Origin of the sequence: Streptacidiphilus melanogenes, assembly GCF_000787835.1 — a bacterium.
Taxonomy (GTDB): Bacteria; Actinomycetota; Actinomycetes; order Streptomycetales; family Streptomycetaceae; genus Streptacidiphilus; species Streptacidiphilus melanogenes.
In genome coordinates, this window is sequence record NZ_BBPP01000028.1 from 75,348 (window position 1) to 89,694 (window position 14,347).

Consider the following 14,347-nt stretch of genomic DNA (forward strand, 5'->3'; position numbering starts at 1 on the left):
CGTTACGATGGCGAGAGACACGGTATAAGCCGGTCGGTCGAGGAGGGAGGCGGTCGTGCGGATCGCGGTCATCGGCGGCGGGCCGGGCGGGCTGTACTTCGCGGCGCTGGTCAAGCGGCAACAGCCGGCGCACGAGGTCACCGTCTGGGAGCGCAACGCGCCCGGGGACACCTTCGGCTTCGGGGTCGTGCTCTCCGACGAGACCCTCGGCGGGATCGAGGAGGCCGATCCGGAGCTCTACACCGAGCTCGCGGGAGGCTTCGCGCGCTGGGACGACATCGATGTGCACCTGCCCAGCGGCCAGGTGTTCACCTCCGGCGGGCACGGCTTCGCCGCGACCAGCAGGCAGCGCCTGCTCGGGCTGCTCCAGGAGCGGTGCCGGTCCGTCGGCGTCGATCTGCGGTTCCGCACCGAGGCCCCGCCCGCCGCGGAGCTGGCCCGCACGCACGACCTGGTCGTCGCCGCCGACGGTGTCCGTTCGCGCACCCGCGCCGCCGCGGCCGAGGTCTACCGCCCCCAGTTGGACGAGCGCCGCTGCCGCTACATCTGGCTCGGCACCGACCTGGTCTTCGACGCCTTCCAGTTCCACGTGCTGCGCACCGAGCACGGCGTCATGCAGCTGCACGGCTACCCGTACTCGGACGCGGGCAGCACCGTCATCGTCGAGATGCGCGAGGACGTCTGGCGTCGCGCCGGGCTCGACCGGATGGACGAGCACGAGTCCGTCGCCGCCTGCGAGAAGCTCTTCGCCGACGCGCTGCGCGGCCACGCGCTGCGGGGCAACGACTCACGCTGGATCGCCTTCACCACCGTCCGCAACGCCACCTGGTCCGACGGCAACACGGTGCTGCTCGGCGACGCGGCCCACACCGCGCACTTCTCCATCGGCTCCGGCACCAAGCTCGCGATGGAGGACGCGGTCGCTCTTGCCGGCGCGCTGCGCGGGGCGCCGTCGGTGCCCGAGGCCCTGGCCGCGTACGAGGAGGAGCGGCGTCCTGTCGTCGCCTCGACCCAGCGAGCGGCCCAGGCGAGCCTGGAGTGGTTCGAGAACCTGGAGCAGTACCTGGACCAGCCCGGCTGGCAGCTGGCCTTCAACCTGCTCACCCGCAGCCGCCGGATCACCCACGACAACCTGCGGCTGCGCGACCCGGGTTACGTCGCGGACGCCGAGGCGCGCTTCAACGATGCCGTCGCCGGGGCGGGCACGCCGCCGATGTTCACGTCGTTCCGGCTGCGCGGGCTGACGCTGCGCAACCGCGTCGTGGTCTCCCCGATGGACATGTACTCCGCACAGGACGGCCTGCCGGACGACTTCCACCTGGTGCACCTCGGCTCGCGCGCGCTGGGCGGCGCGGGTCTGGTGATGACGGAGATGGTGTGCGTCGCCTCCGAGGGCCGCATCACGCTCGGCTGCACCGGCCTGTGGAACGACGAGCAGCAGGACGCGTGGGCGCGGATCACCGACTTCGTGCACCGGCGCAGCGGCGCGGCGATCGGCCTCCAGCTGGGCCACTCCGGGCGCAAGGGCGCGACGAAGCTGATGTGGGAGGGCATGGACGACCCCCTCGCGCCGGAGCAGGCGTGGCCGCTGGTGGGGCCCTCCCCGCTGGCGTACCGGCCGGGCGTGGGCCAGGTCCCGGCCGAGCTGACGCACGAGCAGCTGGCCGAGCTGAAGCGGCAGTTCGCGGACTCGGCCCGGCGGGGCGCGGAGGCCGGCTTCGACCTGCTGGAGCTGCACTGCGCCCACGGCTACCTGCTCTCCTCGTTCCTCTCCCCGCTGACGAACCGTCGCGAGGACGAGTACGGCGGTCCGCTGGAGGCGCGGCTGCGCTGGCCGCTGGAGGTCTTCGACGCGATGCGCGAGGTCTGGCCGGAGGACCGGCCGATGACGGTCCGCGTCTCCGCGACGGACTGGGCGGAGGGCGGCAACGACACGGAGGAGGCCGTCGTCATCGCCGCCGCGTTCGCCGCCCACGGCGCGGACGCGATCGACGTCTCCACGGGCCAGGTCGTCGCCTACGAGCAGCCCGCCTTCGGCCGCTCCTACCAGACGCCGTACGCGGACGCGATCCGCAACCGCGTGCGCGTGCCGGTCATCGCCGTCGGCGCGGTCTCCTCCTGGGACGACGTCAACTCCCTGCTGCTCGCCGGCCGCGCGGACCTGGTCGCCCTCGGCCGGCCGCACCTCTACGACCCGGCCTGGACGCTGCACGCGGCAGCGGAGCAGTCCTGGTCGGGGCCGGGGGTGGAGTGGCCGGTCCAGTACCGGGCGGGCAGCAGGCGCCCGCAGACCGGCCGGAGGCAGTAGGGCCGCTTGCACGGTCCAGGGGCGCGGGGCTCGTGCCGATCTGCGGCGCCGCCGCGCGGGCGCGAGAAACCCCCCCTGTGCAGATGGCCCTGCGCGCCCCGGACCATCCGCTCACGGGTGGCCTGTCGCGCAGTTCCCCGCGCCCCTGGGTGGTGCAATCTCCTGCGGGAGCACAACCAGCCGCTCGCGCCCAAGCGGCGGAGCCGCACGTCGACGGGGCCCCGCGCCCCTAGGCGGTGCCACCGACGGTCGTACGAACGAACTCCCGTGCGGCGGCGCCCAGGCGGGCGTCCAGCTCCTGGAAGACCCGCGCGGCACGGCCGCCCGGCCAGGAGGCCGGGAGGAGCTCCGGGGGCAGGCCCGGGTCGAGGTAGGGGAGGCGTCGCCAGCTGTCGACCGCGCGGAGGTGGTCGGCGAAGGCGTCCGGGAGGGAGACCGCGCCCCGCGCGCGGTTCCACCGCGTCAGGACGGGCTCGTGGACCTCCAGGAACTCCTCGTGGCAGCGGGCCAGCGCGGGGAGGTCCCACCAGCGCCGGACGGACTCCGCCGTGGCGTCGAAGGCGAGGTGCTCCGCGCGGAAGAGGTCCGTGTACGCGGTGAGTTCGAGGCGGGTCAGGACGTGGCGCGTCTCCTCGTAGAGGTGCGCGGGGGCGATCCAGACGCCGGGGGCGGCCGTGCCGAAGCCCAGGCGTGCCAGCCTGCTGCGCAGCACGTGGCGCTTGTGGCGTTCGCTCTCCGGGACGGAGAACAGGGCCAGCACCCAGCCGTCGGCCAGCCGGGGCGCCCGGTGGGCGTAGATGCGGCGGTCGCCGTCCGTGAGGAGTTCGCGCGCCGGCTCGGAGAGCGTGTAGCCGGCGACGCCGCCGAGCGCCTCGGGGACGAGGAACCCGCGTCGTTTCAGCCGGGAGACGGCCGACCGTACGGGCTGGGCCTCCACGCCGACCGCGGCCAGCAGGCGGATCAGGTCGCCGACGGCGATCCAGCCGCCGAGGTCGCGGCCGTGCGCGCCGAAGAAGGTGACGAGCAGCGAACCCGGGGTGTGCTCGCGTGCGGACTGGTCTTCTTCGAGGGCCTCGGTGGTCATACGGTCACTCTAAAGATCGCCGCCTACTCGTGGCGCAGCCGGAACCGCTGGAGCTTGCCGGTGGGCGTGCGCGGCAGCGACTCGCGGAACTCCACCTGCCGGGGGTACTTGTAGGCGCTGATGGTCGACTTCACGAAGTCCTGGAGCGCCTTCGCCGTGCCCTCGTCCGCCGGAACGCCCTCGGCCAGCACCACGAAGGCCTTGACCACCTGGCCACGGGTCTCGTCCGGGACGCCGATGACCGCGGCCTCGCGGACCTCGGGGTGGCGCAGCAGCGCCTCCTCGACCTCGGGGCCGGCGATGTTGTAACCGGCGGAGATGATCATGTCGTCGGCGCGGGCCTGGTAGCGGAAGCACCCGTCGGGGTCGCGGACGTAGGTGTCGCCGGTGAGGTTCCAGCCGTCGTGGACGTAGTCGGCCTGGCGCGGGTCGTCCAGGTAGCGGCAGCCGGTCGGGCCCTGGACGGCGAGCAGGCCGGGCGTGCCGTCGGGGGCGTCCGCACCGGTGGCCGGGTCGACGACGCGGGCGCGGAAGCCGGGGACGGGGAAGCCGGTGACGCCGGGGCGGGCGTCGGCGTCGGCGGCGGAGACGAAGATGTGCAGCAGCTCCGTCGAGCCGATCCCGTTGATCAGCGGCAGGCCGGTGCGCGCGTGGAAGGCCTCCCAGGTGGCGGCGGGCAGGTTCTCCCCGGCGGAGACGCAGCGGCGCAGCGAGGAGAGGTCGGCCTCTTCGGCCTGGTCCAGCAGCACCCGGTACGCCGTGGGCGCGGTGAACAGCACGCTGACGCGGTGGCGCTCGATCGCGGCCGGGAGCGAGGCGGGCGAGGGCTGCTCCAGCAGCAGCGCCGAGGCTCCGACGCGCAGCGGGAAGACCACCAGGCCACCGAGCCCGAAGGTGAAGCCCAGCGGCGGGGTGCCGGTGAAGACGTCGTCGGGGGTGGGCCGCAGCACGTGGGCGGAGAAGGTGTCGGCGATGGCCAGCACGTCGCGGTGGAAGTGCATACAGCCCTTGGGCCGGCCGGTGGTGCCCGAGGTGAAGGCGATCAGGGCGACGTCGTCGGCGGAGGTGTCGACGGCGGGGAAGGGCGCGTCGGACTTGCCGGCCGCGAGGGCGAGCAGGTCGGCGTCGCTGCGGCCGCCGTACGGGGTGATGCGGAGCCCGGGTGCCTCGACGGCCTCCAGCTCCTCGAGCGCCCGCGCGTCGCAGAGGGCGTGGCCGACCTGGGCGATCCCGACCATGGTGGCCAGCTCGGTGCGCCGCTGGGCGGCCAGCACGGTGACGGCCACCGCGCCCGCCTTCATGACGGCCAGCCAGCAGGCGACCAGCCACGGTGTGGTCGTCCCGCGCAGCAGCACCCGGTTGCCGGGGACGACGCCGAGGTCCTCGACCAGGACCCGGGCTATCCGGTCGGTCTGGGCGCGCAACTGCTCGTAGGACCAGACGGAGCCGTCCTCCAGCCGCAGGCACGGGCGGTCGCCGTCGAGGCGCGCGATGGTCGCGTCGAGGAGTTCCGCGCCGCAGTTGAGCCGGTCCGGATAGCGGAGCTCGGGCAGGTCGAAGCGGAGTTCCGGCCACGTCGGCGCGGGCGGCAGATGGTCGCGCGCGAAGCTGTCGACATGGGCGGAGGGGAGCAGGTGCATGGCGGGTGGTACCCCCTCACCTCGACCTGGGCAGGGACCGGTGGATCCGTAGAGCAGGCTAGCGCGTTGGTGACGACAGTCAACCATCCGCGATATGAATGGGGGGCCGGACATGGAGAAGCCGGGACATGGAGAAGCGGTGAGGAGGGAGCGCGCGATGGCGACGACGGCGTTCGCGCTGGACGAGGAGCAGCAACGGTTCTGCGCCCGGGTCCGCGAGCAGGCGGTGGAGCGGCTGCTGCCGCTGGCGCACCAGGACGATCCGGCCCTCGGGGAGCGGGTCAACCGGCCGCTGCTGGAGGAGATGGGCCAGCTCGGGCTGCTCGCGCGGCTCTTCCCGGGGGGCGGCCGCTCGGCCGCCGCGCTGGACCTGTGCCTGCTGCGCGAGTCGCTGGCCCGGGTCAGCACGGAGGCGGAGACGGCGCTGGCGCTCCAGGGGCTCGGCTTCTACCCCGTGGTCCAGAGCGGCAGTGAGGCGCAGCTCGCACGCTGGCTGCCGGAGGTGGCCTCGGGGCGGGCCGTGGCGGCCTTCGCGCTCTCCGAGCCCGGCGCGGGCTCGGACGCGGCGGCGCTGGCGCTGGAGGCGAAGCCGGATCCGGAGGCGGACGGGTCGGCCGGGAGCGGCGGCTGGCGGCTCAGCGGCGAGAAGTGCTGGATCTCCAACGCTCCCGAGGCCGACCTGTACACCGTCTTCGCCCGCACCGGGCCGGACGGGGGCGCGCGCGGCGTCACCGCCTTCCTCGTGCCCGCGGACCGGCCCGGCCTGACCGGTGAGCCGCTCGACATGATCTCCCCGCACCCGATCGGGCGGCTGCGCTTTGACGGCGTCCCGGTCGGCCCGCAGGACGTGCTCGGCGAGATCGGCGGCGGGTTCCGGGTGGCGATGCGCACTCTGGACCTGTTCCGGCCCAGCGTCGGCGCGTTCGCGGTCGGCATGGCCCAGGCCGCCCTGGACGCCGCCGTCGCGCACGCGGCCGCCCGTGAGGCGTTCGGCGGGCCGCTGCGCGAGCTCCAGTCCGTCGGCCATCGACTGGCCGAGATGGCCACCCGGACCGAGGCCGCCCGCCTGCTCGTCTACGCCGCGGCCGCCGCCTACGACGCGAACGGGGGGACGGGCGAGGCAGGCCTGCACGGCCCGACCGGCCGCGCGGCCATGGCGAAGCTGTTCGCGACGGAGGCGGCCCAGTACGTCGTCGACTCCGCCGTCCAGCTCCACGGCGCGCGGGCGCTCCAGCGAGGGCATCTGCTGGAGCGGCTCTACCGGGAGGTGCGGGCGCCGCGCATCTACGAGGGCGCCTCCGAGGTGCAGCTGAGCATCATCGCCCGGGAGCTGTACCGGTGAGCCGCGAGGTGAGCCGCGTCTGCGTGGTGACCGGCGGCAGCCGGGGGATCGGCAAGGCCGTGGCCGCCGACCTGTCCGCGGCCGGACACCGGGTCGTGCTCGCCGCCCGCGACGCGGAGGCGCTGGAGCACACGGCGAAAACCCTGCCTGGCGAGACGCTGACCGTCCCCGTCGACCTCACTGCCCCCGGCGCGGCGGAGGAGCTGTTCGGGCGCGTCGAGGCGGCGTGGGGTCCGGCCGAGGTGCTGGTCGCGGCCGCCGGGGCGGGCGCGTCCGCGAAGCTGACCGAGACGAGCGACGAGCTGTGGGAGGCGCAGCTGGCGCTGAACCTCACCGCGCCGTTCCGCTGCGTCCGGCGCGCCCTGCCGCCGATGCGGGCGGCCGGATGGGGGCGGATCGTCGTGGTCGCCTCGGTCGCGGCGAAGACGGGCGCGCCCTACGTCGCCGCGTACACCGCGGCCAAGCACGGCGTGCTCGGCCTGGTCCGTTCGGCCGCCGCCGAGCTGGCGGGCACCGGGGTGACGGTGAACGCCGTCTGCCCCGGGTACGTGGACACGCCGATGACGGACGCGACGGTGGCCGCGATCGCCGCGCGGACCGGGCGCGGCGAGGAGCAGGCGCGCGAGGCGCTCGCGCGGATGCAGCCGATCGGGCGGCTGATCCGCCCGCAGGAGGTGGCGGCCGTGGTGCGGCTGCTGCTGGAGAACGAGGCCCTGAACGGTCAGGGGATCACCGTCGACGGAGGAGGAGTCCAGTCATGACGCTGCGTCGGATCAACCCGCCGGGGCTGGCCGAGCCGAAGGGCTTCAGCCACGCCGTCACCGCGACCGGCGGCACGCTGGTGTTCCTGGCCGGGCAGACCGCGCTCGACGAGAAGGGCGTGATCGTCGGCGCGGACGTCGTCGAGCAGTTCGACCGGGCGCTGGGCAACCTGCTGGAGGCCCTGGCGGCGGCGGGCGGCACGCCCGCGCAGCTCGCGCGGCTCACCGTCTACGCCACCGACCCGGAGGACTACCGCGCCCACGCCGCCGACATCGGCCGCGTCTGGCGGGCGCGTGCGGGGCGCGACTACCCGGCGATGGCGCTGATCGGGGTGGTCCGGCTCTGGGACGAGCCGGCACTGGTCGAGCTGGAGGGCATCGCCGTGCTCGACTGAGCGGCGCGCGGGTCGCGGCGGTGCGCGGGTCGGAGCGGTGGCACGGTGTGCGCGTTGACCGTCGGAAGTGGCAGTCTGTTGACGTGAGTGAGATTGATCCCAAGATCGACGCCCTGGTTCCGGACTGGATGTACCTCCCCGACATCGCCGAGAAGTGGGGTGTCGAGGTCACCAAGGTCCGCAACATGGTCACCGACGGTCCGCTGCTGGCCGTGCGCCGCGGCGAGAACAAGGTCCTGATGGTCCCCACCGCCTTCGTCGGCCCGGACGGGCCCGTCAAGGGCGTCGTCGGCACCCTGACCGTCCTCAAGGACTCCGGGTTCAGCAAGGAGGAGGCCCTGGCGTGGCTCTTCACCGATGACCCGAGCCTGCCCGGCACCCCCGCGCAGGCGCTGAACGAGAACCGCGGCACGGAGGTCAAGCGCCGCGCCCAGGCGATGGCCCTGTGAGCGGCGCGCGCAGCGCGCTCGCGGAGGCCAGGCTCTACCTCTGCACCGACGCCCGCCGCGAGCAGGGTGACCTCGCCGAGTTCCTCGACGCGGTCCTGGCGGGCGGCGTCGACATCGTCCAGCTCCGTGACAAGGGCCTGGAGGCGAAGCAGGAACTCGCCGCGCTCGAGGTCTTCGCCGACGCCTGCCGCCGCCACGGCCGCCTGCTGTCGGTCAACGACCGCGCGGATGTCGCCTACGGTGCCCGCCCCGACGTCCTCCACCTCGGCCAGGACGACCTGCCCGTGCCGGTCGCCCGCGCGATCCTCGGCGACGAGGTGGTCATCGGCCGCAGCTGCCACGCCGAGGCGGAGGTGGACGTCGCCCTCACCGAGCCGGGCGTCGACTACTTCTGCACCGGCCCGGTCTGGCCCACCCCGACGAAGCCGGGACGTCACGCCCCAGGGCTGGGGCTGGTGGAGTACGCCGCGAAGCAGGCCACGGACCGGCCGTGGTTCGCGATCGGCGGCATCGACGAGTCGAACCTGGACACGGTGCTCGACGCCGGCGCGCGGCGCATCGTCGTGGTCCGCGCCCTGACGCAGGCGAAGGACCCGCACGCGGCGGCGCAGTCGCTGGCGCGCAGGATCCGCGAACGGAGCTGAGCGGCGCGGAGGCCCCCCGGCCGAGGCGGTCGCCCGGGGGGCCTTGGCCGCCCGGGCGGGTGGCTCAGCCGCGGGCGTGCGCGACCGGTAACCCCGTCGTTGAGCCGGAGCCTGCCCCCGGGTGATCGCCCTGCGCTGCCGGGTCGGTGGCCGGGGGCCCGGCTGCCCGGCGAAGCGTCCGGCCGCACGCCCCGGCCCGGTCGTGCGCGTGCCGCCCGCAGGGAACGTCGGCGGCGCCGAGGGCACCCTGGCCGGTGGCCTCAGTGGCGGCGGGTGGTCGCCGCGGCGGCGAGGCGGGTGAGGATCCCGCGTGCCATCGGCTCGCGGATCGGGGCCGCGTCGAGGACGGCGAGGGCCTCCTCCCGCAGCGCGGCGATGCGCTCCTCGATACGCCGGGGCGCGCCGCTGCGGGTGATCACGTCGCGGAGCCGTTCGACGCCGTCCGCGTCGAGCTCGGGCGAGCCGAGCAGGTCGCTGAGGAGGCGCGCGTCGGCGGCCCCGCAGGAGGCGAGGGTCTCGGCGACCAGCAGGGTCCGCTTGCCCTCCCGCAGGTCGTCCCCGGCGGGCTTGCCCGTGACGGCGGGGTCGCCGTAGACGCCGAGCAGGTCGTCGCGGAGCTGGAAGGCCTCCCCGAGCGGCAGGCCGAAGGCCCCGTAGGCCTCGGTCAGGTCCGCGGAGGCGTCCGCGAGCAGGCCACCGAGCTGGAGCGGGCGCTGCACCGTGTACTTCGCGGACTTGTACTCGATCACCGTCCGGGCCCGGTCGACCGCGCCGGCGTCGCCACCGGGCCAGTTCGCCGCGGGCTCCAGCATGTCGAGGTACTGACCCGCCATCACCTCGGTGCGCATCAGGTCCAGCAGCGGCTTGGCGCGGCGGACCGCGTCACGCGGCAGACCGGATTCGGCGAAGAGCGAGTCGCACCAGACCAGCAGCAGGTCGCCGACCAGGACCGCGCTCGCGCCGCCGAACTGCTCGGCGTCGCCGCGCCAGCCCGCGCCGCGGTGCAGCGTCTCGAAACGGCGGTGGACGGAGGGCAGGCCGCGTCGGGTGTCGCTGCGGTCCATCAGGTCGTCGTGGACCAGCGCGCTCGCCTGGAGCAGTTCCAGGGCTGCAGCCGCGGCCACCGCGCCGGGCTCGTCGGCCGCCCCGCCCGCCCCGCGCCAGCCCCAGTAGCAGAACGCGGCCCGCAGCCGCTTGCCGCCTGTTGGCCGCTCGTCGAGCAGGAAGTCCCGTACGGTGCCGCACAAGGGGGCGAGCTGCGGCGAGATCGCCAGCAGGGTCCGCTCCTGGCCGGTCAGAAAGGTGCCGAGGGCGGCGTCGACCCGCTGGCGCAACCACTCCGCGTCGACGGGGTTGCCGACGACGGGCGCGGGGGCGGACTGAGCGAGCGACACCGGGGACTCCGACTGGTACGGGGACCAACAGCGTAACGCGACGGGTGGGACGCCCGAGGACGGGGCGGCCCGGCGAGGTCGCGCCGTGACCCGGCCGGTCTCAGCCGCGTGTCCCAAAGGGCGGACAGGTGTTTCAGCGAGCGTCCGGATCGCGGATAACCTTCGGCTATGGCTCTCGGAACTCCCAGCACCCGCCCGGACCGTGCCGTCTCGATCCGTGACCTCCTGGCGTCCGGGGCCAAGTCGTACTCCTTCGAGTTCATGCCCCCGCGCACGCCCGAGGCGGAGGCGGGGCTGTGGAAGGCGATCCGGCGGCTGGAGGCGCTCGCGCCGACGTTCGTCTGCGTCACCTACGGCGCGGGCGGCTCGACCCGCGGCCGCACGATCAACATCACCGGCCGGATCGCCGGCGAGACGACCCTCACGCCCGTCGCGCACCTGACGGCGGTCGACCACACCGTGGCCGAGCTGCGCAACATCCTCGGCTGCTACGCCGACCAGGGCGTGCGCAACGTGCTGGCGCTGCGCGGCGACCCGCCGGGCGACCCGCTGGGCGAGTGGGTGCAGCACGAGCACGGCGTGAACTACGCCTCGGAGCTGGTCGAGCTGATCAAGGAGTCCGGGGACTTCTGCGTCGGCGTCGCGGCCTTCCCGGAGCGGCATCCGCGGTCCACGGACTGGGACGAGGACATCCGGCACTTCGTGCACAAGATCCGGGCGGGCGCGGACTACGCGATCACCCAGATGTTCTTCGACGTCGACTTCTACCTGCGCTTCCGCGACCGCGTCGCGGCCGCCGGGTGCGAGGTGCCGATCATCCCGGAGATCATGCCGGTGACCAGCATCCGCTCGCTCGACCGCATTCCGACGCTGTCCACGGCTTGGTTCCCGCCGGAGCTGCGCGACCGGATGCTCGCCCACCAGGACGACCCGGCGGCGGTGCGGGCGATCGGCATCGAGTACGCGACCGGGATGTGCCGCCGCCTGCTCGACGAGGGCACGCCGGGCCTGCACTTCATGACGATGAACTTCTCCACGGTGACGACGGAGATCTACCAGAACCTCGGTCTTACCCCGCAGAGCTGAAAGCGGACACTTCCACCCGGTACGGTGTGCTCCACCGTTCGAGAGGTGGTGCCCGAGGTGACGCTTCTGTACGCCGCGTTCGCGGTGGTCGCCCTGTGGCTGCTCGGTGAGTTGCTGTTGCAGCGCCGCGCGCCGCTGCACTGGCGTGCGCTGGCGCTGGTGGGGTTCCTGGTACTGGTCGCCGGAGTGGTGCAGCGGTCGCTGCCGCTGATCGGCGTGGGCGTGGTCGCCTTCGGCGCGGGCCAGCTGCTGGCCACCCGGGCGGTCAAGCACGCCGACGGCGCGACGCACTGGTCGCTGATGGCACCGGAGAGCGTGCCGGTGGTCGGTCGCCTCTTCGGCGGCGAGACGTCCGCCCCCGAGCCCAAGGGGCGCTCGCGCAGGGCCAGGACGGGACCGGCGACGGAGCCCGAGCCGGTGGAGCCGACGGCGGCCCTGCCCGATGCGCAGTTCGACCCGCAGCTCGACCCGCAGCTCGATCCGCAGGCCGAGGCGATGGAGGCGACGGCGGTCTTCCAGGCCGACGACTACGCCGCCGAGACCGAGAGCGTCTACTACCTGTCGACGGACGGGCAGCAGCAGGAGGCGGCGTACTACGGCTACACCGCCGAGCAGCCCTACCAGGAGTCCTTCGCGCAGGAGTCCTATACGCAGGAGCCCTACGCGGACCCGTATGCGCAGCAGTACCAGGAGTACCCGCAGTACCAGCAGCAGTACGCCGCCTACGAGTCCTACGAGCAGCAGCCGTACGGCTCGGAGTACGCCCAGTACGGGAGCTACGACGCGGGCACGGGCGTTCCGGCCCAGCCGCAGCCGCAGCCGCAGCCGCAGCCGCAGCCCCAGCCGGGCTACGAGGGCTACGACTACGGCCAGACGCCGTACTACACGCAGGAACCGCAGTACCACGCCCCGCAGGGCTGACCGCCGGACAGGGCCTACGGCGTGCCGACCAGCTGGGCGGTGACTGCGGCCGACATGCCGACGCGGGCCAGCCCGCCGCCGGGGTGGGCGCCGCCGCCGACGCGGTAGAGGCCGGCCGGCGCGCCCGCGTTGGGTGGGGCGAGGAACGCGCCGCCCGCGCCCGCGAGGGACGGCGGCGGGACCGAGCCGCCGGGCGCGCCCGTCTCGGCGGCGGTGTCGGCGGGGGTGCGGGCCTGCGTCCACAGCAGTCGTTCGCCCAACTCCGGTGCGGCCTTGGCGACGTGGGCCAGCACGGCGTCGGTGTGGGCGGCCACCCCGGCGGGGTCGGTCCAGTCGACCGGACCCTGCGGCGGCACGGTGACGGTGACGACCGCCGCCTCGTGCCCGGCCGGGGCCAGTGTGGCGTCGTCGGGACGCAGCAGTTGCAGCGTGGGGTGCTCGCACAGGCGTGGGGCGGGGCCGAAGAGCGCGTCGAGCTCGTCGGCGCGGTCGGGCGCGTGCACGACGGTCCGGTGCGCGACGCCCTCCGGGCGGGCTCCGCGCAGCGCGAGCAGGAGGGTGAACCGTCCAGGCGCGCCTGGGGCCGAGGCCGGGCCGGTCGGGGCGGGGGCGCGGTCGTCGACCACGACGTCCGCGTCGAGGACGCTCCCGTCCGCGAGCAGCACGCCGGTCACCCGGTCCTCGCCCAGGACCTTCTCCACCCGCGTCCCGAAGCGGAGGTCGACGCGGCGGGCCTCGCAGCGCCGCAGCACCGCGTCGGCGAGGGCGCGCAGGCCGCCGGTGACGTACCAGACGCCGAAGCTCTGCTCCATGTACGGCAGCGAGGTCAGCGAGGCGGGCGCGCGTTCGGGGTCGAGGCCGAAGCGCAGCGCGTACTCGTCCAGCAGGGATGTCAGGCGCGCGTCGCGCAGTTCGCGTCGGGCGACGTCGGCAAGGGTGCGCGGCGGGCGGGCGAGGAGCCCGCGCCGGGCGGGAACGTAAGGGTCGCGGTGCAGGGCTGACGGATCGTCGGGGAGCGGCTCTTCCAGGAGCGGGCGGCGGGTGGTCTCCCAGACGCCGCGGCCGCGCTCCAGCATCGCCCCCCAGCGCCCGCCCGCGCCCGCGCCGAGGGCGGCGTCCAGGGCGGCCGCCACACGGGAGAGAGAGGCGTTGGCGAGGGCGACCCGGGTGCCGTCCGGCAGCAGGTGCTCGCTGCCCGGGTCGACCGGGCGCAGCTCCACCTCGTCCTCCAGCCGGGTGCGGCCGGTCTTCAGCATCAGGTCGCGGTAGACGGCGGGGAGGGTGAGCAGGGTCGGGCCGGTGTCGAAACGGAAGCCGTCGCGCTCGAACCGCCCGAGCATCCCGCCGTGGGTCGGCTTGGCCTCGCAGAGGGTCACCTTGTGGCCGACCGTCGCCAGCCGTGCCGCGGCGGCGAGCCCGCCCATTCCTGCGCCGATGACCACGATCCTTGCCATGGGCACCCATCGTAGGCGCTGGTGGGGCGCTCTCCGCGCGGCCTTATGATCGGCGCATGGCGGACTTCGAGTACCACGAGCAGTTGGCGTTCCGGGCCCTGGCGGAGTCGCGGACCTCCAGCCTGAGCGGCAACCGTGAGTACCACGTCCAGGTCGCCCAGGTGGAGGCGACGCTCGCGCTGGCCGCCGCCGTCGCCGCGCTGTCGCGCCGGCCGGGCACGTCGGCCACGCCGGGCATGCCCGCCGACCAGGACGTCAGCGGGTCCTGACGCCGTCCATGATCAGCCCGATCAGCCGCTCCGGCGTGCTGGTGGGCTTGCCCGCCTGCTTGGAGTGGCCGCAGGCGTAGCTGATGCCGCTGGTCAGCTGCATCAGCTCGGAGGTGGTGACGTCGGCGCGGATGCCGCCGACCGCCTTGGCGCGCTCGACCAGCTCCTCCGAGGTGTGGTGCAGCACCCAGGCGGTGTCGTGCTTGCGGTCCGTGCTGAGCAGCAGGGCCGAGGCGAGGCCCTTGAATGCGCTGACGTGGTCGACGAGACGTACCAGCCAGTCGTTCAGCGCCTCGGTCGGGTCCGCCGCCTCCAGCAGCGGGGCCGCGTCGGCGGCGACGGAGTCGGCCCAGCGCACGCAGACCGCGTCGAGCAGGGCCTCCCGGTTGGGGAAGTGCCGGTAGAGGGTGCCGGGGCCGACGCCCGCGCGCTTGGCGATGTCGTCCAGTGAGGCGTCCGGGCCGTTGGCGAGGAAGGACTCGGTCGCGACGGCGACGAGCTTCTCGTAGTTGCGGCGCGCGTCGGCCCGCATGGGCCGTCCTTGCGTCTCGGCCGTCATGACGCCATATCCCCTTGCTAAGCGGAGACAGTCTCCGTATT

14 protein-coding genes are annotated in these 14,347 nt (G+C 74.3%); 9 read left to right on the forward strand and 5 right to left on the reverse strand.

Annotation, left to right across the window (positions count from 1 at the left end; translation table 11 throughout):
- The first annotated feature begins 55 nt into the window (after positions 1-55).
- On the forward strand, positions 56-2,308 hold the full coding sequence (locus TR49_RS26155; RefSeq protein ID WP_042386037.1) for a bifunctional salicylyl-CoA 5-hydroxylase/oxidoreductase: 2,253 nt from the start codon (positions 56-58) through the stop codon (positions 2,306-2,308).
- 229 nt (positions 2,309-2,537) lie between these two features.
- Here TR49_RS26155 and TR49_RS26160 read toward each other — a convergent pair whose 3' ends face one another.
- The gene (locus TR49_RS26160) at positions 2,538-3,392 is read right to left on the reverse strand and encodes a PaaX family transcriptional regulator (protein WP_042386039.1); all 855 of its coding nucleotides are present in this window, start codon (positions 3,390-3,392) and stop codon (positions 2,538-2,540) included.
- A gap of 23 nt (positions 3,393-3,415) precedes the next feature.
- Positions 3,416-5,032, reverse strand: coding sequence for an AMP-binding protein (locus tag TR49_RS26165; RefSeq protein WP_042386041.1), 1,617 nt, complete (start codon positions 5,030-5,032; stop codon positions 3,416-3,418).
- Between the two features lie 157 nt (positions 5,033-5,189).
- Between TR49_RS26165 and TR49_RS26170 the strand changes: the two genes are divergently transcribed.
- The 5 genes from TR49_RS26170 (at position 5,190) to thiE (ending at position 8,623) form a co-directional block, all read left to right on the forward strand.
- Entirely contained in the window at positions 5,190-6,374 is a 1,185-nt protein-coding gene (locus TR49_RS26170; RefSeq protein ID WP_042386043.1) for an acyl-CoA dehydrogenase family protein, read from the forward strand.
- Positions 6,371-7,135, forward strand: a complete 765-nt coding sequence (locus tag TR49_RS26175) for an SDR family NAD(P)-dependent oxidoreductase (RefSeq protein WP_201776227.1) — start codon at positions 6,371-6,373, stop codon at positions 7,133-7,135. Before TR49_RS26170 ends, TR49_RS26175 begins: the two co-directional genes overlap by 4 nt.
- Positions 7,132-7,530: a RidA family protein gene (locus tag TR49_RS26180; protein ID WP_042386045.1), complete on the forward strand. Its 399-nt coding sequence runs from the start codon at positions 7,132-7,134 to the stop codon at positions 7,528-7,530. The genes TR49_RS26175 and TR49_RS26180 overlap by 4 nt, the downstream gene beginning before the upstream one ends.
- 83 nt (positions 7,531-7,613) lie before the next feature.
- Positions 7,614-7,979, forward strand: coding sequence for an Rv2175c family DNA-binding protein (locus tag TR49_RS26185; RefSeq protein WP_042386048.1), 366 nt, complete (start codon positions 7,614-7,616; stop codon positions 7,977-7,979).
- Positions 7,976-8,623, forward strand: coding sequence for a thiamine phosphate synthase (gene thiE / locus TR49_RS26190; protein ID WP_042386051.1), 648 nt, complete (start codon positions 7,976-7,978; stop codon positions 8,621-8,623). Before TR49_RS26185 ends, thiE begins: the two co-directional genes overlap by 4 nt.
- 260 nt (positions 8,624-8,883) lie before the next feature.
- On the opposite strand, the gene TR49_RS26195 is transcribed toward thiE, so the two are convergent.
- Positions 8,884-10,017: a polyprenyl synthetase family protein gene (locus TR49_RS26195; RefSeq protein WP_042386053.1), complete on the reverse strand. Its 1,134-nt coding sequence runs from the start codon at positions 10,015-10,017 to the stop codon at positions 8,884-8,886.
- A gap of 168 nt (positions 10,018-10,185) precedes the next feature.
- Here TR49_RS26195 and metF point away from each other — a divergent pair, with 168 nt between their 5' ends.
- Together metF and TR49_RS26205 are read left to right on the forward strand one after the other, a co-directional pair.
- Entirely contained in the window at positions 10,186-11,103 is a 918-nt protein-coding gene (gene metF / locus TR49_RS26200; protein WP_042386056.1) for a methylenetetrahydrofolate reductase [NAD(P)H], read from the forward strand.
- A 57-nt stretch (positions 11,104-11,160) separates the two neighbouring features.
- Positions 11,161-12,024, forward strand: a complete 864-nt coding sequence (locus TR49_RS26205) for a hypothetical protein (RefSeq protein WP_152627459.1) — start codon at positions 11,161-11,163, stop codon at positions 12,022-12,024.
- Between the two features lie 14 nt (positions 12,025-12,038).
- On the opposite strand, the gene TR49_RS26210 is transcribed toward TR49_RS26205, so the two are convergent.
- A complete protein-coding gene (locus TR49_RS26210; RefSeq protein WP_042386063.1) occupies positions 12,039-13,478 on the reverse strand; it encodes a phytoene desaturase family protein in 1,440 nt (479 codons plus the stop codon).
- Positions 13,479-13,534: 56 nt separating this feature from the next.
- Here TR49_RS26210 and TR49_RS26215 point away from each other — a divergent pair, with 56 nt between their 5' ends.
- The gene (locus TR49_RS26215; RefSeq protein ID WP_042386065.1) at positions 13,535-13,747 is read left to right on the forward strand and encodes a hypothetical protein; all 213 of its coding nucleotides are present in this window, start codon (positions 13,535-13,537) and stop codon (positions 13,745-13,747) included.
- On the opposite strand, the gene TR49_RS26220 is transcribed toward TR49_RS26215, so the two are convergent.
- Positions 13,734-14,306 (reverse strand): TetR/AcrR family transcriptional regulator, encoded by a 573-nt coding sequence (locus TR49_RS26220; RefSeq protein ID WP_042386067.1) that lies wholly within the window; start codon positions 14,304-14,306, stop codon positions 13,734-13,736. The two genes, TR49_RS26215 and TR49_RS26220, sit on opposite strands and share 14 nt — an antisense overlap.
- Positions 14,307-14,347: the final 41 nt, after the last annotated feature.

Excerpts from the sequence above, each read along its gene's own strand:
- TR49_RS26160 (WP_042386039.1), bottom strand. The coding sequence starts at position 3,392 with ATGACCACCGAGGCCCTCGAAGAAGACCAGTCCGCACGCGAGCACACC.
- TR49_RS26165 (WP_042386041.1), bottom strand. The coding sequence starts at position 5,032 with ATGCACCTGCTCCCCTCCGCCCATGTCGACAGCTTCGCGCGCGACCAT.
- TR49_RS26170 (WP_042386043.1), top strand. The coding sequence starts at position 5,190 with ATGGCGACGACGGCGTTCGCGCTGGACGAGGAGCAGCAACGGTTCTGC.
- TR49_RS26180 (WP_042386045.1), top strand. The coding sequence starts at position 7,132 with ATGACGCTGCGTCGGATCAACCCGCCGGGGCTGGCCGAGCCGAAGGGC.
- metF (WP_042386056.1), top strand. The coding sequence starts at position 10,186 with ATGGCTCTCGGAACTCCCAGCACCCGCCCGGACCGTGCCGTCTCGATC.
- TR49_RS26210 (WP_042386063.1), bottom strand. The coding sequence starts at position 13,478 with ATGGCAAGGATCGTGGTCATCGGCGCAGGAATGGGCGGGCTCGCCGCC.
- TR49_RS26215 (WP_042386065.1), top strand. The coding sequence starts at position 13,535 with ATGGCGGACTTCGAGTACCACGAGCAGTTGGCGTTCCGGGCCCTGGCG.
- TR49_RS26220 (WP_042386067.1), bottom strand. The coding sequence starts at position 14,306 with ATGACGGCCGAGACGCAAGGACGGCCCATGCGGGCCGACGCGCGCCGC.